General features: G+C 46.6%; 22 protein-coding genes and 1 pseudogene. 13 read left to right on the top strand and 10 right to left on the bottom strand.

What is annotated here, in order from left to right; genetic code table 11:
* Positions 1-19: 19 nt before the first annotated feature.
* Positions 20-625 (bottom strand): protein-methionine-sulfoxide reductase heme-binding subunit MsrQ, encoded by a 606-nt coding sequence (msrQ, locus tag PG915_RS19195; protein ID WP_353500003.1) that lies wholly within the window; start codon positions 623-625, stop codon positions 20-22.
* Positions 625-1,632 carry a protein-methionine-sulfoxide reductase catalytic subunit MsrP gene (gene msrP / locus PG915_RS19190; RefSeq protein WP_353500002.1) on the bottom strand — a complete coding sequence of 336 codons (1,008 nt, stop codon included), beginning with the start codon at positions 1,630-1,632 and terminating at the stop codon, positions 625-627. The genes msrQ and msrP overlap by 1 nt, the downstream gene beginning before the upstream one ends.
* Positions 1,633-1,860: 228 nt before the next feature.
* Here msrP and PG915_RS25125 point away from each other — a divergent pair, with 228 nt between their 5' ends.
* Both PG915_RS25125 and PG915_RS25120 read left to right on the top strand, forming a co-directional pair.
* On the top strand, positions 1,861-2,223 hold the full coding sequence (locus PG915_RS25125) for a permease (RefSeq protein ID WP_418642697.1): 363 nt from the start codon (positions 1,861-1,863) through the stop codon (positions 2,221-2,223).
* Positions 2,156-2,446 (top strand): annotated as a pseudogene (locus tag PG915_RS25120) (permease); the annotation flags it as partial. The gene PG915_RS25125 and the pseudogene PG915_RS25120, both read left to right, overlap by 68 nt.
* Here the strand turns inward: PG915_RS25120 and PG915_RS19180 are convergent.
* On the bottom strand, positions 2,390-2,884 hold the full coding sequence (locus tag PG915_RS19180; protein WP_353500167.1) for a hypothetical protein: 495 nt from the start codon (positions 2,882-2,884) through the stop codon (positions 2,390-2,392). The pseudogene PG915_RS25120 and the gene PG915_RS19180 sit on opposite strands and share 57 nt — an antisense overlap.
* 323 nt (positions 2,885-3,207) lie before the next feature.
* On the opposite strand from PG915_RS19180, the gene ahpC (PG915_RS19175) reads away from it, so the two are divergent.
* The 6 genes from ahpC (PG915_RS19175) to PG915_RS19150 all read left to right on the top strand — a co-directional run bounded on the left by ahpC (PG915_RS19175) (position 3,208) and on the right by PG915_RS19150 (position 12,567).
* Positions 3,208-3,765, top strand: a complete 558-nt coding sequence (gene ahpC / locus PG915_RS19175) for an alkyl hydroperoxide reductase subunit C (protein ID WP_353500001.1) — start codon at positions 3,208-3,210, stop codon at positions 3,763-3,765.
* A 432-nt stretch (positions 3,766-4,197) separates the two neighbouring features.
* On the top strand, positions 4,198-7,242 hold the full coding sequence (locus tag PG915_RS19170) for a polysaccharide lyase family 8 super-sandwich domain-containing protein (protein ID WP_367357790.1): 3,045 nt from the start codon (positions 4,198-4,200) through the stop codon (positions 7,240-7,242).
* Positions 7,243-7,453: 211 nt separating this feature from the next.
* Positions 7,454-8,011 (top strand): alkyl hydroperoxide reductase subunit C, encoded by a 558-nt coding sequence (gene ahpC, locus PG915_RS19165; RefSeq protein ID WP_042500071.1) that lies wholly within the window; start codon positions 7,454-7,456, stop codon positions 8,009-8,011.
* Between the two features lie 216 nt (positions 8,012-8,227).
* Complete coding sequence (gene ahpF, locus PG915_RS19160) at positions 8,228-9,820, top strand: alkyl hydroperoxide reductase subunit F (protein WP_353499999.1); 1,593 nt, start codon at positions 8,228-8,230, stop codon at positions 9,818-9,820.
* A 157-nt stretch (positions 9,821-9,977) separates the two neighbouring features.
* On the top strand, positions 9,978-11,561 hold the full coding sequence (locus PG915_RS19155; RefSeq protein WP_353499998.1) for a DUF6056 family protein: 1,584 nt from the start codon (positions 9,978-9,980) through the stop codon (positions 11,559-11,561).
* Between the two features lie 328 nt (positions 11,562-11,889).
* Entirely contained in the window at positions 11,890-12,567 is a 678-nt protein-coding gene (locus tag PG915_RS19150; protein ID WP_353499997.1) for an SDR family oxidoreductase, read from the top strand.
* 136 nt (positions 12,568-12,703) lie between these two features.
* Here the strand turns inward: PG915_RS19150 and PG915_RS19145 are convergent, their stop codons facing one another.
* Positions 12,704-13,669 (bottom strand): chromosome partitioning protein ParA, encoded by a 966-nt coding sequence (locus PG915_RS19145; protein WP_353499996.1) that lies wholly within the window; start codon positions 13,667-13,669, stop codon positions 12,704-12,706.
* Entirely contained in the window at positions 13,666-14,991 is a 1,326-nt protein-coding gene (locus PG915_RS19140) for a sphingomyelin phosphodiesterase (RefSeq protein ID WP_353499995.1), read from the bottom strand. The genes PG915_RS19145 and PG915_RS19140 overlap by 4 nt, the downstream gene beginning before the upstream one ends.
* Positions 14,992-15,254: 263 nt before the next feature.
* Between PG915_RS19140 and PG915_RS19135 the strand changes: the two genes are divergently transcribed.
* Together PG915_RS19135 and PG915_RS19130 are read left to right on the top strand one after the other, a co-directional pair.
* Positions 15,255-16,151 (top strand): lipase family alpha/beta hydrolase, encoded by an 897-nt coding sequence (locus PG915_RS19135; RefSeq protein ID WP_353500166.1) that lies wholly within the window; start codon positions 15,255-15,257, stop codon positions 16,149-16,151.
* A gap of 2 nt (positions 16,152-16,153) precedes the next feature.
* Positions 16,154-17,002: a lipase secretion chaperone gene (locus PG915_RS19130; RefSeq protein WP_353499994.1), complete on the top strand. Its 849-nt coding sequence runs from the start codon at positions 16,154-16,156 to the stop codon at positions 17,000-17,002.
* A gap of 61 nt (positions 17,003-17,063) precedes the next feature.
* Here PG915_RS19130 and PG915_RS19125 read toward each other — a convergent pair whose 3' ends face one another.
* The 3 genes from PG915_RS19125 to PG915_RS19115 all read right to left on the bottom strand — a co-directional run bounded on the left by PG915_RS19125 (position 17,064) and on the right by PG915_RS19115 (position 18,786).
* Entirely contained in the window at positions 17,064-17,828 is a 765-nt protein-coding gene (locus PG915_RS19125; protein ID WP_353499993.1) for a hydratase, read from the bottom strand.
* 99 nt (positions 17,829-17,927) lie between these two features.
* Positions 17,928-18,161 carry a hypothetical protein gene (locus PG915_RS19120; RefSeq protein ID WP_353499992.1) on the bottom strand — a complete coding sequence of 78 codons (234 nt, stop codon included), beginning with the start codon at positions 18,159-18,161 and terminating at the stop codon, positions 17,928-17,930.
* A 106-nt stretch (positions 18,162-18,267) separates the two neighbouring features.
* Positions 18,268-18,786: a phosphoribosyltransferase gene (locus PG915_RS19115; protein WP_353499991.1), complete on the bottom strand. Its 519-nt coding sequence runs from the start codon at positions 18,784-18,786 to the stop codon at positions 18,268-18,270.
* 253 nt (positions 18,787-19,039) lie between these two features.
* On the opposite strand from PG915_RS19115, the gene PG915_RS19110 reads away from it, so the two are divergent.
* Positions 19,040-19,513: a peptide-methionine (S)-S-oxide reductase gene (locus PG915_RS19110; RefSeq protein WP_353499990.1), complete on the top strand. Its 474-nt coding sequence runs from the start codon at positions 19,040-19,042 to the stop codon at positions 19,511-19,513.
* Between the two features lie 41 nt (positions 19,514-19,554).
* Here PG915_RS19110 and PG915_RS19105 read toward each other — a convergent pair whose 3' ends face one another.
* Positions 19,555-20,760 (bottom strand): multidrug effflux MFS transporter, encoded by a 1,206-nt coding sequence (locus PG915_RS19105; RefSeq protein WP_353499989.1) that lies wholly within the window; start codon positions 20,758-20,760, stop codon positions 19,555-19,557.
* Between the two features lie 378 nt (positions 20,761-21,138).
* Between PG915_RS19105 and PG915_RS19100 the strand changes: the two genes are divergently transcribed.
* On the top strand, positions 21,139-21,810 hold the full coding sequence (locus PG915_RS19100) for a Qnr family pentapeptide repeat protein (protein ID WP_353499988.1): 672 nt from the start codon (positions 21,139-21,141) through the stop codon (positions 21,808-21,810).
* Positions 21,811-21,889: 79 nt separating this feature from the next.
* Complete coding sequence (locus tag PG915_RS19095; protein ID WP_353499987.1) at positions 21,890-22,366, top strand: hypothetical protein; 477 nt, start codon at positions 21,890-21,892, stop codon at positions 22,364-22,366.
* A gap of 86 nt (positions 22,367-22,452) precedes the next feature.
* On the opposite strand, the gene malT is transcribed toward PG915_RS19095, so the two are convergent.
* Complete coding sequence (gene malT, locus PG915_RS19090; protein ID WP_353499986.1) at positions 22,453-25,161, bottom strand: HTH-type transcriptional regulator MalT; 2,709 nt, start codon at positions 25,159-25,161, stop codon at positions 22,453-22,455.
* Positions 25,162-25,282: the final 121 nt, after the last annotated feature.

The raw sequence follows: 25,282 nt of genomic DNA, 5'->3' as shown, positions 1-25,282 counted from the left end.
CCATCCGATAAGTACTCAGTCAAGCCTTTACACCAAGCCGCTTTTTGAGCACTTTCCACCGCGCCGCTAAGAGTAATACAGCGATGAGCATGTAGACGATTGGCTCTGCCACCTCTGATTTAACTGACCAATAAAAGTGTATAGGCGCTAGTATCGCCGCCAAATAAACCCAGTTGTGCAGCTTTTGCCACTTTGAACCGAGCTTGCGCATCATGGCTTGGGTTGATGTAACCGATAGCAGTAGCAAAATAACCCAAACAGCAGCACCGACAGTGAGGTACGGTCGTTTTACTATTTCTGAGGCGAGTAGGCTCCAGTCTAGCCCAAGATCTAGCGTCGCAAAGGCGATGAGGTGCAATACAGCCCAAAAGAAACAGTAAAGGCCGAGTAGCCGTCTCACTCGTACTAATAGACCTTGTTTGCTCCATCGTGCTAACGGTGAGACGAGAAGGGTTATGAACAGAGTATTAAGCGCACTGATGCCAGTGAAATGAATAATGCTCTGCACTGGATCGCCACCCAAGCTGTCATTGTTGATGGCTATGACTAGTAGAGCAAAAAAGCCAAGTGACACGGTATGAATGAGTACCTTTAGCGCGACTATGGATTTAGGAGAGAGCTTCATTAATAGAACTTCCTCAAGTCCATATCTTTATATAGGTGCGCGACCTCTTCTTCATAACCATTAAACATCAAGGTAGGCTGCCTGCGACTGCTCAGTAGGCTTCCTTCACCAATAAAGCGCTCGCTCGCTTGGCTCCATCTTGGGTGATCGACTTGTGGGTTGACGTTGGCAAAGAAGCCATACTCACTTGGTGCAGAACGATTCCAGGTTGTTGGCGGCTCTTTGTCAGTAAGGCGAATACGAACAATCGACTTAATGCTTTTAAAGCCGTATTTCCATGGCACGACAAGCCTTAGTGGTGCGCCGTTTTGTGGGGCGAGCGTTTTGCCATAAAGCCCAACTGAGATGAGCGCGAGTGGGTTCATTGCTTCATCGAGTCTTAGCCCCTCAACATAAGGGTAATCAATACTGCTCCACGAGCGCTGTGCTGGAAACTGTTTTGGATCGTAAAGCGTTTCGAATGCCACGTATTTCGCTCCGCTTTGAGGGTCTGCCATTTTAATCAGGTCGGCAAGCGGAAAACCAATCCAAGGGATATTCATCGACCAAGCTTCTACACAGCGCAGTCTGTAGATGCGCTCCTCAAGCGTATACTTGTTAAAAATGTCATCGTAGTCGAGCTTGATTGGGTTGTTAACCAAGCCGTCGATCTCAACTGTCCATGGATCAGTGATAAACTCAGAAGAGTTGTTAGTAGGGTCGCCTTTGTCAGTGCCAAACTCGTAAAAGTTATTGTATTTTAGTACCTTACTTTCTGGAGTGAGTGAAAGGCTAGCTTGATATTGCTCGGGTTTGGTGGCATCAAGATTTACCCTAGGGTCGGTTGTTGCTGTCGTCTCTTTAGAGGAGAAGATATCAAATATCCCAGCTTGAGCATTGGCAGCTAGTGGCATTCCTACAACAGCAATCCCAAGCTTTTTTAAGATCTCTCGTCGTTCTTTGTAAACCGACTCTGGCGTCGCGTCGTTCTCAGATAATGCCCAGCGATGATTCTTCTTGATTAACATACTCTTCCCCTGATGATGCCTGCGTGTTCGCAGGCGACTAACTTGTCGTTTATAGAGTTAATCAGACCGAGTTAGAGCAAAATGTCTTTCATTTTTTGTGGCGCCTATCGAATTAGAGTGCAGCTGATAGATGTTTTTTAGGTCGCGACGAGTTTTTTTGAATTAAAAAAGCATCCTTTTTGCACCTCATACGTGATGTCTATAGAGACTTATCTATAGGATCACATAATGTTGGATGTTTTCACCCGGCTAGCAGACTGGCTTGCCTATTCTTTACTTGGACTTTCTCCATCGACCTCGGTAGGTATTGGCGTTCATTTTTTCATTGAAGACACCAGTAAGATTTTGGTGCTTCTTGTTGTGCTGATTTACGTTATCTCTCTGATACGGGCTGCGCTAAGTACAGAAAAAGTCGGAGATTACCTCCAAGGTAAACATAGAGGAGTGGGGTATGGTTTAGGGGGGATGTTTGGCGCTGTGACGCCTTTTTGCTCCTGCAGCTCAATTCCACTGTTTATGGGGTCTGTATCTGCTCGCATACCCTATTGGTATCACTATCGCTTTTCTGATCACCTCACCGCCTATCAATGAAGTGGTCGTCATCATGCTTGGCAGCATTCTTGGTATTAAGTTTACGGTGCTTTATGTCGTGACTGGACTCTCTCTAGGCATTCTCGCAGGCGTTCTGGTGGACGCCCTAAAAGCGCACCGCTGGCTGCAACTTTTTTTCTCACAGGTTTACCTTCAAGAGGGGCCATCAATTGAACCCAATAGCACAGCTCAAAGTACGCCTAAGATGACCTTTCAACAGCGACATCAGTTTGCAGCCAATGAGACCGGCACCATCGTTAAACGCATTTGGAGCTTGCTTTTGCAGATAGCGATGAAGTTCATGAGTACGCTGCCCAAATGGCCCCATACCTGCTGCAATACTATTAAACTCAATAAGTTGCGGCCCTAGCTCTTGGTCATCCATAAAATCTGTACGCATCATGAGCAGCGGCGTACGTTTGGCATTGCCTTTCTGGTGAATGACTTTGTGCATCGCAAGTAGCTCACGGAAAAACGCATCTCCTTGGGCAACGGGCTCAATTGCTTCTTGAAGAAACTGATGATTTTCAGCCACCGCGTTGATCAATTGACCAAAAATAGGCACTGATTTACGAAGTGCATTGAAGCGGGCTTCGGAAATCGTTGCTGGCGTGAGGCTAATTGCGGCGTGTTTGCTGCTTCCTGGTGTCGCTTTTAACATGACATTGTGGGTCATCATCCAGTTGATGGCATCTTGGATAGCAAGTGTTGGGGTGTTCATTATTCGTACCTATAACCTGGCAGTGGTTGACGGCGCCAGTCGAGAAACTAAGGTTGACCATACTTCCAATAAAGTCGAAATAACACTTCCAGTTTTTATGTTGTCAACATCGATAGGTAAAGCCAATCGCTATTGATAGAAAATACCAATTGAATAGATAGGCACAGACGAATTTTCAAAAACGCGCTCGCATTGCAATATGTATCCATCGGCGCAGGACAGTGTCACACCAGATAACAAGACCATATTGAGAGAGTAAAATTATGATCAACACGACTATCAAGCCATTTTCAGCAACTGCATTCAAACAAGGCGAATTCGTAGAAATCACAGAGCAAGACGTGAAAGGCAAATGGGCTGTATTCTTCTTCTACCCAGCTGATTTCACATTCGTTTGCCCAACAGAGCTTGGTGACCTTGCTGACCATTACGCAGAGCTTCAAGAGCGCGGTGTTGAAGTTTACTCAGTATCAACAGACACGCACTTTACGCATAAAGCGTGGCACGATAGCTCAGACACTATCGGCAAGATCAACTACTACATGCTTGGCGACCAAACAGGTACTATCACTAACAACTTCGGTGTAATGCGTGAAGGTCAAGGTCTAGCAGACCGTGCGACGTTCTTAGTTGACCCAGAAGGTGTCATCCAAGCAATGGAAATCACAGCAGAAGGCATCGGCCGTGACGCAGAAGACCTAATGCGTAAAGTGAAAGCAGCACAATACGTAGCGGCTAACCCAGGTGAAGTTTGCCCTGCGAAATGGAAAGAAGGTGAAGAAACACTGGCACCATCTCTAGACCTAGTGGGTAAAATCTAAGCGTATCGCTTGATGTAAACCGGATTATCGAGTCCGTGTTGCACGCCCCAATAGCTCTATATTGCTTCTACCATTGGCAATTTAGAGTAGGGGCGTGCAACCTTTTGTACCTCTGAAATTCTCACTTCCTCAGTATTGATGTCTATTCATTAGATTGATGCATTATGAATTGTTCACCTTTTGTAAAATCGGGACTTGGCTTCCGACTTAGCATGCAATTTATCAGCTTTCTTTGGTAAATTGAGCTGGTCATATCTGTTACTTATTGATGTTCGTAGGCTGGTAACTTTTTCCTTACAGCGACGGGTAGCTTTCAAGTTAGAAATCCATAAACTCTATGAATAGTGACCTTTACAATAAAAAGTTAACTTAAATCTTCACCTATGAGCCATTAGATTCGTCGCTCCTGTTCCTCCTAATTAGAGAATCTCAATGCTCAACAAAACTCGATTGACATGCCTTGTCTTGCTCGGTTTCAATTCCCCTCTTCATGCTTCTGATCTGCCTTTTATGGAATTACTTGAAGCGCGAACGTCAGTGTCGTCCCAGACCCAAGCTCTCGCAGTTGCCAGTTATGATCATGAATACTTTGATATTAGCGTCGACGCCAAGGCTGGCGACATGGTCGTTGGTCGCCTCAATCACCCACTGAACTACAAGCCAAGCCAATTAAGCGACGCTCTGCACTACGAAATTGCAGGAGGTCAACATTCACCATTTATGCTAAGAAATCAGCGTGATGAAAACGGTAGATTGTTTGGTGAGTTCGTACTTAGTGAAGACGCAGGTTTGTCTATGGGTCAATATCCCATTGACGTGGTGTTGAAACATGGAGAGGCTCAAGTAGAGAAGCGGACTATTACGATTAATGTGGTTCATCAGACGCAGTGGGATCTTTTGCATCAACGTGCCATGTCTTTCCTTGAGGGCAACAGGCGTCTGCAAGGCGCTTTTGTGTATACCGACGGCGAGATAGAAGATTACATTCAAGAGCTCAACGACAACGATGGTGCGTTTGAAGGTATGGAGTTCTACCATGCAAGAAACGAAGATGAGCTTTTGGATATTCGACCGCGCGTGCTTGGCAAGGAACTGATGCTAGCAGCTAATCAAATTAATGCGTTGGCTTATGCGTTAACTTACAGTGACCAGTTCGGCTATCAAGGGGAAGCGTTTGAACGTCAGCGTTTACTGAGCGCGCTATACAAAGCGATCAGTCGTTACACGGCGCACTTCCCGCTGAAGGATTTCGCGAATACGCCTACTCTGATGCACAATATGGTGACCCACCAATGGCGATTTACCGATCCTATCAGTGCTGCGGGCTTTGTGATGTCACCCGTGATGAATCGAGATATTTCTCGAGGCGATACCCAAGCGAAGCAAGCTAAAGAGAGCTTTCAAGCGCTGCTGCAAATCGCATTTGATCTTCCCTATCGTCAGCGCCAACCAGAATATAACCGCTACTATCTACAACAGGATTTAAAACACAGCCCTGGTGCTTGGGCGGATGCAAACCGTCATCACCGTATGCGAACTTGGCTCATGATGAGTGTATTGTGGAGTGATTATAATCAGCCGCTGACGTACCAGCCTTGGTGGTATGGCGACTATGCTCCGTTTGCTGCGCAAAACACCTCATTGTTACCGGAATGGACACCCAAAGGAGCCTTGTACGACCTAAAAATGTGGCTAGAGACCAATACTCGTTATGCCTTTAAATACGGTCAATCGGGGATTTTACCTGATGGTACGGTCTCCCATCACGTTGGGGCGAGACAAGACATGGCGTTCTTTGCGTATGGCTTTGAGTGGATGGCGGGAACGCCTTCGGAAGTGGTTGGTATCCTTGCTGACACGCCGTGGAAGCTGAGCAATGCCACTTACAATCAGTTGGCAGATTTCGTACTCGATAGTTACCCAAATTTCGTCTATCGCGGTGGCCTAGATTTTCAGACGGCTGGTCGTAGTCATGCCTCGGATATCACGCCTATTTTCGGATTTACCAAGCTTATCAAAGGGATTGATACCGTTTTGGAGGCGAAAAGCAGTGATACAGAGATCCGCCGCGAAACAGAACTGGTGAACTTTCGCAATAACCTAGAAAACAATACCCATGAAGCGACGGTGAATCGTGCTTACTGGAACAGCGATTTCATGGTGCAAAGACAGTCTGGACAGCAAACGCCGGCGTACTATATGTCGTTCAAAATGAATTCATCGCGTTCTATGGGGGCAGAGAGTTTTGAACCGGATGTCGGTTATCACAATGGTGGTGGTGTTCTGCAATTGCTTGTTGATGGTGATGAGTACTCTAAGGTCATGGACAGCTGGGATTGGCATGCTTTACCTGGTCTAACAGAGGAGCTTAGAGTCAATGAACTGCCAATGAAGAGTGATTTCAAACTCTTTAACCCTAAACATTACTCCGGCGTGGTCTCTAATGGCAATCATGGTTTTGCCTCATTTAAGTACGACAGCGAAGCGCCTTATAACTCTGCCTCTGCGAATAAGTCGGTAGCGTTTATCGATAACATGGCAGTGGCGCTGGGATCTAAGGTGACAAGAACCAAAAATGGCGACGGCTGGGAAGTCGGCAACATCATTACTACCTTAGATCAGGCGGCATGGGATACGCCACTGACCTATCAAATTGATGGTGGCGATCAACAAAGCGTTGATGAAGGCGACTACCTCGACGACACATTGTCGGTTCAAGATAGCGCTTGGTTCCATCAGGATAAAATGGGTTATGTAGTTCTAGCGAGCTCAGAAACGTCTGTGATGCTGCGTGGTGGCGATGCCATTAATAGTACTCATGGTGACGGTGAGCCGGTGTTCCATATTGCGATTGACCATGGTCAGCACCCAAGTGGCGAAGGCGTCGGTTCAAGCTATCAATACATTGCGATTCCGAACGTCTCTGCTGAGCAAATGCCAGAGTTGGTCGAGCAGCTTAAACATCAATTGTTTGTTAGAACTAATGAATCGAGCCATGTGGTTTACTACTCACAAGATGCGAGTAGAGAAATCGTCGCTATGGCCTTTCATCAAGCAGGTAGCGAAAGTGTCGCAACACAAGGTGGTGAGCCACTTAACGTGAGCGTCGACAAACCGGCGTTGGTTCTCCTAGAGCGCAATGGTGATAGCTGGTCTGTATCGGTGCAAGATCCGCTGCATCATGTTGATCGCAATGCGATGGAAGAGAATGATAGACGCCGTTTGCGCTTCTTCACTCGCAATGACCGTAATACGTTAAACCTTACCATCAATCGCGGTCTTCGCTCTGGTCAGTATGATTACCAAACTCAGGGTCATCGTATCGAGCATTTAGCGGGGCAAACCGTGACAGTGAATGGTTATGGCAATCAATCGGAGTTGACTATCGAACTCCCAGACCAGCAGGACAAAGCGTATCAAGGCAGGCACGACCTTTTCACAGGGATGCCAGCAACGGTAGTGATTGCTGCCGAGTAACCTCTTCAGCTTCGTTTAAACATATGAAATATCAGCCCCCTCAACTCTGGAGGGGCCTTTTTTATGTCGTTGATAATACCCGCACAAACTTAATAGGAATCTCCTATCAAATGAATAGGAAAGGACGAATTTTCAAAAACAAGCGGCTGTTGCAAACTATCTACATCGGCGCAGGACAGCGCAACACAAACACTTTGAGAGAGTAGAAATTATGATTAACACCACTATCAAGCCATTTTCAGCAACAGCATTCAAACAGGGCGACTTTGTAGAAATCACAGAGCAAGACGTGAAAGGCAAATGGGCAGTATTCTTCTTTTACCCAGCGGACTTCACGTTTGTTTGTCCAACAGAGCTTGGTGACCTTGCAGACCACTATGCAGAGCTTCAAGAGCGCGGTGTTGAGGTTTACTCAGTATCAACAGATACGCACTTCACGCATAAAGCGTGGCACGACAGCTCAGACACTATCGGCAAAATCAACTACTACATGGTTGGCGACCAAACAGGCACTATCACTAACAACTTCGGTGTAATGCGTGAAGGTCAAGGTCTAGCAGACCGTGCAACGTTCCTTGTTGACCCAGAAGGCGTTATCCAAGCAATGGAAATCACAGCAGAAGGTATTGGCCGTGACGCAGAAGACCTAATGCGTAAAGTGAAAGCAGCACAATACGTAGCGGCTAACCCAGGTGAAGTTTGCCCAGCGAAATGGAAAGAAGGTGAAGAAACACTAGCACCATCTCTAGACCTAGTTGGCAAAATCTAAACGCTCGTAGAGCTTAACAAAACGCAGCAATAAACGGCATTCGTGTCCGTGTTGCACGCCCCGTAGTCACTTTTATGGCTTCTACCATTGGCTTGTAAAAGTGGGGGCGTGCACCCTTTAAATACATTATTAATTCAACATCAAAAGGGTCCCCTTTTCGTTATCCCTTTTTAAATTCCTTCTGATGTTAAGCAGTCTTATAGAATAGGTATCAGTATGTTAGATCAAGCAATGAAGCAGCAATTAAAAGCGTATCTAGAAAACGTTAAAACCCAAGTTCAATTGGTTCTAAGTCTTGATGACAGTGATACGGCAAGCAAGATCGAATCTCTTGCTAATGACATCGCATCACTTAGCAGCAAAATTGACGTCGTTCGCGACGACGCTGTAAGCCCGCGCAAGCCAGTCATGCGCGTTGTAAACCCAGAGAAGGGCACTGCAATCGGTTTTGCCGGCCTGCCAATGGGTCACGAATTTACATCACTGGTGCTAGCGTTACTGCACACAGGTGGTCACCCAATCAAGCTAGAAGCCGAAACCATTGAGCAAATCGCACAGCTGAACTCACCATTAGATGTTGAGATCTTTATCTCGCTGTCATGCCAGAACTGTCCAGAAGTGGTTCAAGCCTTCAACATGATGGCTGCAATTAACCCACTGGTAAACGTCACTATGATCGACGGTGCTGCATTCCAAGATGAAGTAAAACAGCGCGATATTATGGCGGTACCAAGCGTGTTCATTAACGGTGAACTGTTCGGCCAAGGCCGCATGTCACTGAATGAAATTCTAAACAAAGTCGACACAGGTGCAGCGGAGAAAAAAGCCAATCAGCTAAACGAAACCGCACCGTTTGATGTACTGGTTGTAGGCGGTGGCCCTGCGGGCTCTTCTGCGGCTATCTATGCAGCGCGTAAAGGTATTCGCACTGGTGTTGTCGCAGATCGCTTCGGTGGTCAGGTGATGGATACCATGGCAATCGAGAACTTTATTTCAGTGAAAGCGACCACAGGACCTAAGCTGGTGGCTAGTTTAGAAGAGCACGTTAAAGAGTACGGCGTTGAAGTCATCACTGAGCAGCGTGCAGCAAATATCATTGACGCAGAAGATACCGATGACGGTTACACTCACGTAGTTTTAGAAAGTGGCGCGGTGCTAAAAGCTCGCTCTGTCATAACAAGTACTGGTGCACGCTGGCGTGAAATGAACGTTCCTGGTGAGCAAGAGTACCGCAACAAAGGCGTGGCTTACTGCCCACACTGTGATGGCCCACTATTCAAAGGCAAGCGCACAGCCGTTATCGGTGGTGGTAACTCAGGCATTGAAGCAGCGATTGACTTAGCGGGTATTGTTGAGCACGTTACGGTTCTGGAATTTGCGGATGTACTTCGTGCAGACCAAGTGCTTATCGACAAAGCCAACAGCATGCCAAACATCGATATCATCACGATGGCTCAAACCACGGAAGTGTTAGGTGATGGCACTCGAGTGACAGGTCTTGAGTATAAAGACCGCAACACAGATCAAATCAAGCAAATCGAGCTTGCTGGTATCTTTGTTCAAATCGGTCTAGTGCCAAACAGTGAATGGCTAAAAGGTACAAAGGTAGCACTATCGCCACGCGGTGAGATTGAAGTCGATGCCCACGGCGCAACCAGCTTGAAAGGCGTGTTTGCGGCGGGTGATGTCACCACCGTTCCTTACAAGCAAATCATCATCGCAATGGGCGAAGGTGCAAAAGCGAGCTTGGGCGCTTTTGATTTCTTGATTCGTAATCCGGCGCCAGTGAAGGAAACTGAACTGGCCTAACTACCCAGATATGCCATTAAATTGCCGCTTTCACTAGAAGGCGGCTTTTTTGCGTTTAGAGTCGACGAACTAAACCTTCGAGAGCCAATCCTTGTCTGTAGTTGTACAGGACGTTGTGTAATACTTGTCCCATTAAATATTACCATCTTGGGGTTTTATGTTTTCTTCCAAAAATCCGTATAGTTTTTTAAAGGTTCTGCTTTGCCTGACACTATATTTCTTTGTGTTAAACCTTGTGTTCCCACTAGTCTCCGATGATTTTAGTCATTTGATGACCTCTGAGCAGTTAGGAGGATTGCAGGCCGCGGCGAACTCATTCATGACGTGGAATGCTCGTACTGGTGAGTTATTGCTGTTGTTACTGGGTGATTGGCTAAATGGTGTCACATATAGTGTCTTCAATACTCTGATTTTCGCATCAATTTTCTATTTTACTTATCAGATCCTCTATGTCCGGAAACCCGTGTCAACGAGTGAACCGTGGTCAATCTTAGTAATGCTAACCATATTGATGCTCGGCTCAATTTTTGGCGCGGTTTTCTTGTGGCGAGCGGGTGCGCTAAATTATGCTTTGTCGCTGAGTCTGTTTTTAGGCCATTTTGTATTGGTGAGATATTACGTAGCAGATCAAACAACGTGGTTTGAGCGTGCCTCCTTAGGTTCGGTCGTTGCTGTAAGCACCTTAGCCTTTTTGGCGGGTATGAGTAGTTTTGATATGGGAGCGGTAGGCGTCGTCATTCATGCGGCATTCATAGGCTTTATTATCGCCACTAAGAGAGAATGGAACTGGCGCTACGTTGCTTTATCTATGAGCTTTGTAACTGGATTTTTGGTGTTGTATTTTGCTCCGGGCACGCAAGTTAGAGCAGGTCATGCTGCCAATGTTGGAATAGGTGAACTTATCGGCTGGTTATTTTCCGCACAAGCCCCGGACTTTTTTGCCTATTCTTTGCTTAACATTGGTAAGTCAATGTTCAAAACCAATTATGTGGTCGCACTGGCTTCTTTGGTAGCAGTGTCTTGTTCGTTTGGGATGCTCAAAAACGCCGAGCTCCAATCTTATCGCTCTCGATTAGGGCTGGGTTATGCCGCTATCATCGTCGTATTGCTGGCTTTACTCTTTGTCGAGGGTACCATGGCAGGGGATGCACTTGGAGCAGTAATTCTTGTGGCCAACGGCATTCTGTCCGCAGTCATAGCTGCTATCCTTGTTCTTAAACCTACCCGAAATGCCCATGCGCAGACTCTTTTATTCGTTTCATTGATTAGTGTACTGCTTTTTATTGATATTTCTATTTATGTAATAAGTGGTTCGCCAACCAGACGTGCGTACTTTTTCGCGACTTACCTTTCCGCTCTCATTGTCACGATGTTGGTGACTACATATTGGAGCAATAAAAAAACGCTTTTGGTTTTTGCCCCTATTTTTTCGTTAGGCTTATTTTATGTTTCACTAGCCACTTATGGGCTGTACAAAGTTGAACAGGAGAGAGTCATTCTACCTGCACAATCACATAGCGGAACCGAACCGCTTATAATTGAAGATTATGCCATTCTTAATACTCCTCAGTTTTATGGTTGGGATTTCCTAGCTAAAGGGGAGAGTGTCGAAAATAGTGGATTGAACAATAGCGTTGCTCGATACCTCTCTGTACCAAAAGTTGAGCTAAAGAATGAGCTTCAAGAGTTGGGGCCTATGGAGTTTATCGATTATCTGTCAACACTTTCTGAAGAAAAATAACAAGGCCTTTTTGCGCAGCCTATGTCAATTGGGCTGCTTTCCCCCAACTTTTTCGCTGTCAGCTTTCGATACACAACCCTCAACTCGAATCTTTGATTTAACAGTGTTAGTCGTTGTAGCTTGCCTTTATCATTGTGAAACTCTTGAAAAAGCTTTATACGAATAACATAGGAGCTTGTTTAGTTGTAGTATCCCGTCTTGAGGCCTTTTTGTGTACAGCATCTTGAGTATTATTCATCGATTATTATCTTGTTTACAGTAAATAACTGCGGATCAGCAGGTTAGTCTGCTATGTTGTTTTAATTAAAGCCACTCACTGGAACTCAAAATGAAAACTATCCTAATTACAGGCGCGACGAGCGGCATTGGTTACGAGCTTACTAAACAACTGTCTGAAAAGGGCTTTAAGGTTGTTGCGTCAGGGCGCAGCGAAGACAAGCTGGCTCAGTTGAAACAGCAAACCGGTTGCGAGGTTGTTGTTGCGGATCTCAGTGACGCAAGTGAAACGGTAGCTCTGTTTGACAAAGCAATCGCACTTGTTGGTGGTGTTGATGTACTGATCAACAATGCGGGCATGATTTCTCGTAAATGCTCGATTGAAGAGTTCACGTTAGAAGAGTTTGAAGAGCAATACGCTATCAACCTTCGTGCGCCGGCACTACTAAGCCGTGAAGCGCTTAAAGTGATGAAGCCAAAAAAATCAGGTCAAATCATCAATGTAGTGAGCACAGCTGCGAAACGTGCCAACGAAACCATGAGTATCTACTCAGCAATGAAACAAGGGTTCGCAGGTTTTAGCGCCATCTTGATGAAAGAGGCGCAGCCTCATGGCATTAAAGTAACCTCACTGTTCCCTGGTGGCACCGATACGAATTTCCGCGAGGCAGAGCGCCCTGAGTATATGCATCCAGCAAGTGTTGCTAAAGCGGTGATTCAGGTACTAGAGCTGCCAGCTGATGTAGTGATGCATGAAATGACGTTTAGACCTATGGTTGAAATCGAGTAACAAAGCCACTTAAAAAAACGAAGGCACGACCCAAAGTAGTGCCTTCGTTGCGTATAGCAGGCAATATCACTCATATCCGTTCGTTTCTTTCCTTGCTTTATAGACTTCATCAAGACCAAAACCTATCGCTTACTCGCTAAAAGCTATCAAAAAATTCGTGTCGAAACTCACTGACTTTTTGTTGGTAGAGCGTTTGCCATTGAGCGTCAGTTAGCCCTGCATAGTCAGTTTTTCTTTGCTGCGAAAGACTATTTTCAAGCTGATTCAATTCAACGTGATAGTCTCGGACCATGTTTTGCTGCGTGGTGACTTGCCGCTCTCTGGCTCGAATTTCCTCGCTCTGTGCCGGCGACAAATAGGTGTGTTCAAGCTCGTCAATAAATGCGCTTTTTTCGTCCTGGTTCATTATGTCTGGTAAGGAGCTTACCGCTTTTTCGAACTTGGCTACATCGGTATTTAAGCCTAAATCATGTTCTTGGGACGCCTCTAAAAGCACCTCAAACGCCTCACGATATTGCTCTGGACTTTCTAGTGGTAGGTTTTGCTGATTTAGTTCGAAATCATAAGCCGCAAATTCATCGCTCAACAAAACCTCTGCCCACTCTCCCCAAACAAGTTTCGCTTGGTGTTTAAATTGAGCGATACGTGATATCAGTGACTGTTCGTTTTCAAAGAGCAAGGTGCCAAGCCTTTGTTGCCAAAGACGACTAAGCTCTGGGTAGTTTTTTGTAAGCTCGAAGTAGTTTGGGGTTATGATTTGCTTTAGGGCGATAAGGCTGTCCTCGCAGTTACTCTGAGACAAGCAGCTGCGCCAGAATGACTCGAGTGAATCAATAAGTCTTTTACCTTTTTCAGATTGAAGCTGATGAGCGTAATGTTCAAGGCTTGTAGTTAGCCCATCTTTTTTTCTAGTCATTGGTAATGCAGATCTGCCAGCAGAGACCCTACTCGTTGAATCAGTAATCAGAACGGCATTGTTTGTGTCTGCTTCTGCCTTTTCTGGAGTCGCGTCTTGCACTTGGGACGGGGTATTACCGCTAACATACAGCATCACGGTGCCCGCCAAAATGACGGACACAGTTAATAAGGTCAGGCGCTTCATGGCTTAATCGCCGCCACAACTGGAAAGTGGTCCGACAGATTGTAGTGTTTCCACAAACTATCATCGGTTGAGCGAGAGACATCGACTCGGTTGTCGTTAGAGGCACGCTGACCAAACTCGCTACTCACCATGACGTAATCGAGGTATTCGACATTCTCGCCACCAGATAGCGCTTCACCCGCAAAGTCATTGATGCGCGGATCAAATGTCGATTCGGTGTAGCCAGAATACGCGGGCTCGATAGCGCTCAGGTTGGTAATCATCTGCTGGTAATCTTCTGGGAACTTGAGCTTGTTAACGTTGAAGTCACCGCTGTAGACCACGGTCTCGTGAGCGGGAATTTGTAATGAATGCGCGAGAGCCTTGATTTGCTGAAACTGCTTCTGTCTAAATGCACGCGCCGTGTCTGTGTCAAACGAAGCGGTGTGCGTAGCGAAGACATGGTATGCCTCACCGCCTTTAATGATTTCGGCATAGTTGACCCCTTTGTCTGCGAAGCAATCGGTGCCAGAACAATCCGGAAACACATATTGTGCCTCATTGACGATAGGGTAACGGCTGACAATGATGACGCCACCGTCGTAGATGTTGATGCCTTCCTTATCCAACATCTTGGTTTGGTAAGGGTACTCTTTGGCCAACTCCCTCAAAAAAGCATCGCGGCCACTGGCAAATACCTCCTGCAGTGCGAGCACATCATAACCTTTGACATAATTGGGCAGTAGCTCGTAGCGATCGCCGATATGTGAAGCGATAGCCGGCAGAGCCCAAATGTTGTAGGTCATCAGTTTTAAGTGCTGATCGTTGTTGTCGATAGTTTCATCGACCTTTTTTGGGGTAATGGTGTAATACAAATCGTCGTAGCGTGCGGTTTTGACGGACTTAAATGCGAGCTCGGTGCCGCTATCAAAGGCGTCGGTCATTGATCTGTGTATGTCGCGATCCTCTTTGAGTACGAGACCAACATCCGCCGAAGATACTCCATATTCGATGGTTGAATTGTACCAATGACCTTTCATCACCTGACTTAGGGTGACACTCTCCCCTTTTGGGTTAGAAACCACGGTTTCAAACTGATAAGTGTGATTGGATTTCACGCCCTCCCAGCGATTAAAACTGAGCACAGACTTGGTTTCCCAAGGCCCCAGTGTTTCGATGTGCTGCTGCCATTCTTCACCGTAATTCAGCTCTGCTGTTCCCTGATGTTGTACCTGAATGGTCAATGGCTTATCGGAGTTATTAGTGAGGTAGACGTCTGTGTCTGCGACGCTTGGTAGTGCGAATAAGCTACCAACTAAAAGGATTAACTTGTTGTAATTCATTTTGATATCCGTGGTTTAGGGTGGAGTAATTATTCTTATTTATCTTTATGACTTGCACGTTAAAACCGTATGACAATAGTTGCTTATTCGATGGATGTGATCATTGCAAATGAGGTTGATATGCAAATATGGGCACAAATTCACATTTTTTAAATGCACTTTGGCGACCTCAAATTTGCTCTACTACGCTGATCGACTCATCGGAGGTCTGACAAGGAAAGATAACAATGAAACACATGTCACTGGTTTTTTTGTGCGCGGCTATGGCGCTCAATGTTCAAGCTAAACTGTTTGGTCATCAGTCTGGATACACACAAACCCAATACCCCATCGTGTTGGTTCATGGGCTGTTTGGTTTTGATTCTCTAGCGGGTTTTGATTACTTCTACGGCATTCCGCAAACCTTGAGTAAGGATGGAGCAACAGTGTTCGTCGCGCAGATTTCAGCAACCAACAGCTCTGAAGTTCGAGGTGAGCAACTACTTACTCAGGTAGAGAACGTACTCGCAGTCACTGGCGCGAAAAAGGTCAATCTTATCGGTCATAGTCACGGTGCGCCGACTGCCAGATATGTTGCTTCGGTAGCGCCGGAAATGGTGGCCTCCGTGACAAGTATTGGTGGTGTAAACAAAGGCTCTAAAGTGGCAGATCTGGTGCGCAGCACCGTCCCTGAAGGCTCTGCCGCTGAAGCAATCGCAGTAAAACTGGCGGGTGGATTGACCACACTGATTGGTTTGCTCTCTGGTGGCTCCGATTTACCTCAAAACGGACTGAGCTCACTTGAAGCGCTCACAACACAGGGGTCACTGGCGTTTAATGCCCATTATCCAGAAGGTGTGCCTACCGCCACTTGTGGTGATGGTGACTGGCAAGCAGACAATGGCGTTTATTATTACTCTTGGACAGGCACTTCAACCTACACTAATGTGCTCGATCCCGCTGATCCGGCAATGCTTATCCTAGGGCTTGCCTTTGATGAGCCTAACGATGGCCTGGTGGGTCAGTGCAGCACCCACTTAGGCAAGGTAATTGGCGACGATTACAAAATGAATCACCTTGATGAAATCAATGGCCTGCTTGGTATCCACCACTTATTCGAAACCGACCCGAAAACCTTATACCGACAACATGCTAATCGACTCCAGCTTCAAGGACTCTAGCCATGCGAATGACAACCAAAGGGCTGATGCTCTTGTCCGTAGTTAGCATTGTTGCTGCGGGCGCTTGGATTTGGACGGTAGCCCGAGATAGTTCGAATTTGGCAATACAGGCGTCCTCTCAACAGGACACTCAAGTTGATGAGGCGTCACTTCGTGATACCTTCGATTACTTTCTGTCTGATGCTAGTCAAACAGACGTGAAGACAATCGAGCAAAGATTTGAACACTATAGCGACAGCTCAACTGGTATGGATCCTGTGCTCTTTAAGAAATTCATCCAATACAAAGCAGCATTGGCAGAACTGGGTGCAACCGATGACTTTAGTGCTTTGCATCAGCAAATATTAGCACTTCAAGCGCACTTTTTTACTGTTGAGGAGCAGCAAAGATTATTTGCAGAAGAAAACCAAATGCGAGAGCTTGCGCTTAGGCAAAAAGAGCTAAAACAGATAGCTCAAAGCCCAGCAGAGTACCAGCAGATGTGGCAACAAGAACTAGCACAACTGTCCCCGGAGCTTCAGGAAAGCTATCACAACGCCAACTTACTGACAGCGCTCAATGAGACAAACTCTATGGATGCGCAAAGTCAGTTTTTAGTTCGAGAGTCATTAGTTGGTGCTGAAGCGAGCCAAAGGTTGGCGGCACTGGATGAGAAAAGGGCGCAGTTTGAGCAAAGCGTTCAAAGCTATATGTTGGCGCGAGCCGAGATCATCGAGAATGAGTCGTTGTCGGAGTATGACAGAAAGCAAGCCATCGCCGAACTCAGAGAGCCTTTGTTTGACAGCCGTCAGATCCGTCGAGTCGAGGCGTTGGAGCGAATACATGATCAGAAAAGTGCGTTGACCCCTTAAAATAGAGAGCTATGGAGTCGTTCAAGCGCGCAGAGCTGCGCGCATTCACTCTTGCTAAGGCTTAACCTTTAGCCTTAAATGTGACTTGGTATTCACCAAAACCTTCATACTGAATCGTAGTAGGCTTATCAAACGCCACTTCAACGATGCCACAGTAAGAACCTGTGATGATTGCTTCACCTGCTTGGAAGTCAACACCACGACGAGTCATGGTATTGATTAGCCAGTAAATTGGCGTTTGAGCGAGTTTGTTTGGGTGCTCACCTGCGAAGGTTTGCACATCGTCGCCTTGAGAGACGTTAATGTTGATATTTGCTGCATCAAATGCCTTCTCACGAGGAAGCTCAGGACCAATGAATAGCCCTTGGTTAACCAAACAGTCAGCCAGCTTTTCATAGAACTCAGCACCGCTGTCGTCCGCAAAACGTGACTGCATTAGCTCTAGCGCCATGTGGCAGGAGCCGATAGCATCGTTGATTTGCTCTTCGCTATAGCCTTCAGGGTTAGCGGGCAGCGCTTTGTTGAGTACGAAGGCGATTTCTGGCTCGACTCGAGCGATATTATTGTCCGCAAACAGCTTACACACTTCACCAGTTTGCACACTGTCGGCAAAAATCGGCGCAACGACGAACTTATCGTCTGCGAGAGGAAGTAAACACTTCCAGCCACCCACCTTGTCACTGTGGATATCAATCATCGATGATTGAATTTGCAGTGCATCGTCGAGTGTTTTCGGGCGCTGCGATTCATCAAGGCGTGGCGCTTTAGTGCCTGGCACTCTGCGCCCTAGTAGCTCAGAGGCAGCTAACTTAAAATTACTTGTCATACAATATCACCTAAATTGAATTTTGGACGATAATAGCTGATTTTTGGGTGATTGGATAGTGGTCGAGATTAGTGAATGAGATGCCTGTCACTCACCGCTTTAAGTTTGGGAAATCCCTGACAGTTTTTCTCTAAATTCGGCGCGCTTCTCTCTTATGAACTCGATAAATAACTGAGACTTAAGCGGTAAATGTCGTTTGTCTGAGTAGACAAGTAGCATGGTTCGATCTTGGGGGATCCAAGGCTCAAGTATGGGTGTGGCATCCTCATCACGCAACAGGGAGTAGGGTAGATAGCAGATGCCCGCATGGCTTAGATCGAGTGCTTTTGTCACAGGTCAAAAGCCAAGAACCTTTAGAGCGTTTGCAGAAGAGTTCGCCGCAGTCGTTGAAAAGTAAAGGACAAAACAAAGGGGCTATACACGCCCCTTTGTGTTTTGGTTATTTTACAAGCTTGGAGACGTAAGGAACGTTTCTTAGCTTGTCGTTCCAAGGCAGTCCGTAACCGACGAGCAAATCATCGTTTTCCATCTCATAGGCATAAAGCTGCGGGAATGGGATATCCGCTCTGCCCGGTTTGACAAATAGGGTGGCGATAGACAGAGATTTCGGTTGATAGTTTTTGGACAAATACTCAACCAGACGTTTCATGGTACCGCCGGACTCAATGGCATCATCAATAACGATGACATCTTTGCCTTCAATTTCGATATTCTGATGATAAACAATTTCGGATTTGTTGTTGCGATCACCCGGTGTATGAGGGCATGAGATGGTATCCATACTCACATCAATCGTCAGCTGTCTTACCAGGTCAGCGGTGAATAAGATACCACCCGGCACTACAGAGATGACGACCACCTCTTGGAATTGATTGCTGATAAGCTCAGCAACTTTCTTTGTGCCAGCTTGGATCTGCGCTTCACTCAATACGAGCTCGCCTAAATGCCGATTACGCATAGTTTTTCTCCATTAAGCCGCGATTCCCATAATGCGGAATACATTTGGGTCTTGATATCCTAGCACCGAGAGCATTTGTCTTCGTTCGCTTTGTCTCGAGTTTGAATCAAAATTTTTGACTACATCTCATATCCGACCTTGATTTAGCGACCGAGTACCTTCCATTCATGTTAGACCTTGTCAGCATAGTCCCATCTTGTCCTAAACTGTGATACCTTGCTTGCCTTCAAGTGTGTTTTGGTTGCGATACAAGATGGAAAAGATCTACTTTGCTGGTGGCTGCTTATGGGGTGTACAAGAATTTATGCGCCACTTACCCGGTGTGGCAAAAACCCAAGCTGGTAGAGCCAATGGCACAACGGATACCACTACAAGCGACTACGATGGCTATGCTGAGTGTGTTCTCACTGAGTTTGACCCAGATAAAGTGACCTTCGAGCAACTGATGGATTTCTTTTTTGAAATCATCGACCCGTACAGCCTCAACAAGCAAGGAGACGATGTTGGGACTAAATACCGAACTGGAGTTTACAGTGTGAATCCTAAGCATCTTGAACTTGTTAGACAGTATATCGCGGCGCGTCCAGACTCAGGTAAAATCGCGGTTGAAGTACTGCCGCTCAGCAACTATGTCAAGAGCGATGAAGAGCATCAAGATCGATTGACGCTACATCCGAATGACTATTGCCACATTCCTAAAAACATACTCCATAAGTACAAGAGCTAATTTGCGTAATTTTTTAAAGGGGCAAGACGCCCCTTCACTGGTCAATGCGCCTTTACAAGGTTATCGACAACAAAACCTCGATTTCTCACCATCAGCCACATCAAGCCGCCAATCACGCCAATACACAATTGAATCATGCCAAGATTGGCAATCAGCGATTCTGGTCTAATCGATACCAACAACATGCCCGCAGAGCCACAAATCATGGCAAAGAACTGAATTAACGCGACAGCGGAGCCGGTGTCTTTGTCTTGTTGATCAAGCATTAGGTTGGTCGCTGGAACACGCATCATAATTACCATGAGCGTTGCAGGGGCGCAAAGTAGCGCGAATGCCCATGGAGACGTATCACCGAAGGTAAGTGTCATAACACCAACGGCAACCAATACAGCAAAGCATCCTGAGATGACGTTCTGCACCGCGATGTGGCGTGAAAGCTTCATATAAATGGTTGGGCCAAAAGAGGCGACGATGGCATTGAACGAGAAGAAATAGCTAAACTGCTGTTCGGTTAGACCAAACCCGTTGATGTAGATGTAAGAACCCGCCGCGAGAAAACCCATCAAAGCCATAGGTGCGATAGAAAAAATGCACAACAGAATCACAAAGCGCGGGTTTTGAATCACGACACCAAGACGAGTCCAAGATCGCACTAATGAACCTGTGTAGCGGCTTTCTAAGGTCTCTTTGTAGCAAAACGCTAACAGTGATGCACATGCACCAAAAATCGCGAGCGTAACAAACATCATTCGCCAAGAGGCGATTTGCAGCAAAAATGCCCCTAATACGGGCGCTACCATAGGAGCGATGATCACTAGCGACATAATGGTGGCCATAATGCGCTCGCGCTCGCGGCCTTCGAACATATCTTTAACGATGGCGGTCGATACCACGGTGATGGCGCTTCCAGCAAAGGCTTGCACAACGCGTGAGGCGATAAGGTGTTCAATGCTGCCAGAAAACGCACACAGAATACTGGCCAGCATATAGCTACCAATACCAACCAGCAAAATGGGCTTGCGGCCAAACTTTTCACTCAGTGGTCCCCAAAACAGAAGACCAACGGCGTAGGTGATGAAATAGCTACTTAATGTCAGGTTGACCATGGACTCGGTGGTATTAAAGACATCGACCATAGTAGGCAGGGCAGGCAGGTACAAATCAATCGTCAGAGGGGGAAAGGCGCTGATAATAACGAGGAAAAATAGGGTTCCTTTTGATCCCAGCACGGGTTGAGGTTGTTTCAAGCTTAAATCCTTCAAGTTGAGAATATATTTAAGAGCGATAGAACGCATGCGTCAACTAAGGCTGTGAAAGGAATTTAGTTGACTAAGTCAACCAATTCTATCGTTATTCATTGTTAAGTCAACTAACGTATTGGAAAGCTTATCTATCGCTCTCTCCGGCTCTAAATTATTTTTTTGATATGAGCGTGCGCTCATCGAAGTTTGTTGGGGTTAGCATGCTGAAATGACCCCTTAAATTCGCTATTTTGCTTGTGTTTAAATTGTTGTTTTTAATGGGTATTTATTATTAGTTTCAGGTTGCCCTCAATGTTATGCTCCGTAAACCAATCGTGAGGAACACAGTGCCTTTTGGGGCAGCAGCACATATATCGAGAAACTATGTATCAAAGTAATTCGCACTACCAAGACAAAACCTTTCATCAACACGACTTTTCACGGCAGGATTTATCGCAGTCTTCGTTTTCCAACTGCCAGTTCTACCAATGTGACTTTTCTCGTGCTGACTTATCTGATGCGAGCTTCGAGCATTGTAAGTTTATTGATCGTAGCGACTTGGAAGGCTGTCACTTCGATTACGCTAACCTCAAGGATGCCAGTTTCAAGAACTGTCAGTTGGCGATGAGCAATTTTGAGGGAGCGGAGTGTTTTGGAGCCGAGTTTAGAGAGTGTGACCTCAAAGGTGCTAATTTTGCGAGGGCGAGATTTGCCAATCAAGTCAGCCATACCATGTATTTTTGCTCGGTGTTCATTACTGGTTGTAACTTGTCTTACACCAATTTTGAGCGTCAAGTCATTGAGAAATGTGATTTGTTTGAGAATCGTTGGATTGGCGCAAATTTGCAAGGTGCGTCGCTGAAAGGTTCCGATTTAAGTCGCGGCGTATTTTCGCCTGATTGCTGGGATCAATGTCGCCTCCAAGGTGCCGATCTATGCCATGTGGATCTAGAGGGACTCGATCCAAGGCGCATCGATTTAACCGGTGTAAAGATCTGTGATTGGCAGCAAGCCCAGTTGCTCGAACCGCTCGGTTTAATTGTGATGCCAGCCTAAAAGCCTTGAAGCAAATCAGCCAATAAACAATGGATTAACTACAATTATAGTGACAATCAGTCCAGTATAAGGATGTAGTATGAAAAGAGTGATCGTCGCGGCTATCGCCGCGCTGACGGTAATAGGTTGCAGTCAGCCAGAAAGCGAGGCTAAGCAGTCGCTTGCTATTACGTCACAGAACATCGCCGGAGCGTGGCAGTGCGAATACAAGCTAACGGACATCAAATCCAAGGTGCATGTCGCATATGGAGAGAATGGTGAGTTTAGTGGTCGGGTGTTCCTAAATTATCCTGTGACGACAGGCAAGGGAGCGGTTAAGGTTGAACTGGTTACAGGGGGCTCATGGCAACTTGACGGGACAACACTGACCGAGCACTTTGAGGTGCTTAGCATGGCGACAGCCAACGCCAACGGTAATGAGCTATCTGAGCCATTGGCAGAGGCACTACGAGAGTATCAACAACTGACTACCGAAGTGCTTGAGCTGTCGGCGACCACCATGACACTCAAAGAAGTGACGGGTGAACACACTCAGTGTACTCGACGTGCAAGTTAGTTGGGTTTTGAGTTAGGTAAGTTTGATAAGTGAAAAGCCCGAGCGTCTGAGACTTTCGGGCTTTGTTTTTGGTTGATAATCTTGAACTAGTAACCCATCAACTGCAACAAGTTCTCGGCGGTGCTGATCGCCTCTTTACGGTTAGCAATGTTGAGCTTTTGGTACAGGTTACGAATGTGGGTTTTAATCGTTGTGCCTGCAACATCCAACTCTTGAGCAATTTGCTCGTTGCTGAATCCAGAGTAAATCAACCCTAGAACCTGCCATTCACGCTGGGTCAGTGGGCTAGTGCGTACTAACTCAGGGATGTTCGGGTGGTTGACCAGCTTCTCAACAAACTCTTCGTTAAAGTGCACTGAGCGGCTACGCTGAGTGGTGTTGATGTCTTTCATTAGCAGTTGAGCACGGTGACGCTCAAGATCGCCAAGATCGGACTTCGACACTAGATTGGCCAGCAAGTGCCCAATGGTTGCGCCATCAATCAGGAAGTTGCCAATCATGCCTGTTTGGTTAGTCAGTACTAACGCTTCTTTCAGAAGTTGTTTGGCCTGGTCTTCATTCTTGCTGTGCACATTGAGGATCGCTTCGACAATCAGGTTACGATTGCGATCGGTCACCAATTGATGCTTACTCGCTTCTTGCTCTAGGAAGTTCAGCGTGCTTTGCGCTTGATCATACTGTCCCAACTGAATCTGCGCACGGGCAATATTGCGCCACTGCAACTGAGAGAAGTGATTGCATGCTTCGTCTGGACGAGTAGCGGTTTCTAGCCACTGTTCAATCGATTCCATGTCGTTTCGTGCTTGCCAGTACAGCAGTAATGACAATGAAGCATTCGCCGTCCAATCAACGTGATAGGTAGATTGTTTGATGAGGTGTTGAATTTGCTCAATCACCTTCGAGGCTTTGTCTAGCTCACCACGACCGATAGCAATACGCGCAATCATGGAGTAGCTGTGCAGATGTTTACTTGGGTCGATGTTACCCAGTACGTCAATGCCCTTGTAAGCACACTCTTCGGCCTCATCAAGGCGATTCCAACACCAAAGCACTTGTGCACGAACGCGCAATAGAAACTCGTGCAGTGGGACTTGGTGCAGTTGCTGCTCTTCAATGAGTTTAAAGGCGCTTTCTTGGATCTCGAACGCGGCTTGTACATAACCTTGAGCGATCAAGATTTCACTTTGTTGTAGCTGCGCCCACAAGGCTTGATGATACACGTGATATTGACGCGCCAGCTTTTCAGTCTGCTGCATCATCGACAGTGCGCGGCTGAGATTACCAATCACGTGGTTCACCTCACCAACGACTGAGGTAGCGACAATACGACTGCGATATTCCGAATGGTCGAGCTCGCTCAGTGCGAGTTCAGCCAGCTCGATGGCTTGGTCTGGTGAGTTTTGGTTGATTGCCACCTGAGCACGAAGCGCGTGGAATTCGCCTTCTTCTTTTTTGCTCAAATTGACTTTGCGCGCGGCCATTTCTTCACCGGCTTTGGCAATCAGCTCGCCCACTTCATTGTATCGGTGTTGGCTCTGTGCCAACCAAGCTTGCAATACACATAGCTTCGGCTGACTGTAAAGCTGATCAGCACTTAACACACCAATGGCATCTTCCAGGGTGGTTAATTCACCGTGGTTAAACATCTTCCAGCCAAACTCCAGCAAGATACTCGCCACCAAATCTGCGTTGTTAGCAAGGCGCGCGTGGCGTAGTGCTTGGTGAGGGACTTTCTGTTCTAGCCAAGCGTTAGCCGCGGCTAGGTGTAAGTCGTGCTCTTGCTGTGGAATTCGTGCTTTACGTTCGTGCGATAAGAACTCAGCAAATAGGTTATGGAACCTAAACCAGTTGTTCTCTCCCTCTAATGGATAGATGAACAGACCAAAGCGGTTGAGTGACTCGATCATACTGAGTGCATCGTCACGTTTGGTCAGTGCGGTGACTAAGTTGTCATTGAAGTGATCAAGCACCGAGCACTGCATTAAGAAATGGCGGGTTTCTTTATCAAGTAGATCAAACACTTCTTCAACAAGGTAGTCCCAAAGGTGTGCGTGATTAAACTGAGAGATAGTCTCTACCGATTGGGCCAGTGTGCGCTTTTGATGTTGTGCTTGAAGGGCGAAAAGCTGCAGTGCCGATGGCCAGCCTTCCACATAGGTGCGAAGCGTATTCGCGGTTTCGTTATCGATCTCACTGGCAAGGCGCTGGCTAAAGAATCGCGTGGTTTCTTCAGTATCGAAGGCAAGCAACTCGTTACCAATTTCAATCATGAGATCGCGAACGCGCAGGTTCGCTGTACCCAGTGGTGGGTTACCTCGGCTGGTGACGACCAAAGTAATGTTGTCTGGCATGTGCTTTAGGAAAAAGCGCATTGCTTCATGGATGTCTTCATCGCTGATGAGGTGGTAGTCATCCAGAACGATATAACACTCATGGTGGTAGCTGGTTAGTTCAGCGAACACCTCGCTAAACAGGGAATGCAAAGAAGAAAACTGTCGGCGCTCTGCCAACTTTTGCGCATTTGGGCAACTGTTGCTGGTGGCTTTGTTGATGGCTTGCAGCAGGTAGTTGACGAAGCGAAATGGGTCGTTATCACTTTCATCAATGCTGTACCAACCTACATGAGGTTTGTCCGATAGCCATTGAGCGGCCATGGTGGTTTTGCCGTAACCGGCTGGCGAGCGAAATAATACCAGTTTATAGAAAGGCGCCTGTGCAAGCAGGTCTAAAACTCGAGGACGAACAATGGCATTGTGTAAGCGGCCAGGTCGAGTCAACTTTGAAGGAATCCACATGAGTTATTTCCTACGATTATTATTTTCAATGCCCTTGGGGTGGAGGGCGTGTTTACCACAGCTTTGTTGAGCCAGCTCGAAGATATAAAACAGTAGGTTATACAGTTTTTGATCAAGCGCT

The organism is Vibrio sp. CB1-14, assembly GCF_040412085.2.
Lineage (GTDB): Bacteria > Pseudomonadota > Gammaproteobacteria > Enterobacterales > Vibrionaceae > Vibrio > Vibrio chaetopteri.
The sequence above is the reverse complement of the archived record's forward strand: the minus strand, read 5'-3'. Positions and strand labels throughout refer to the sequence as shown.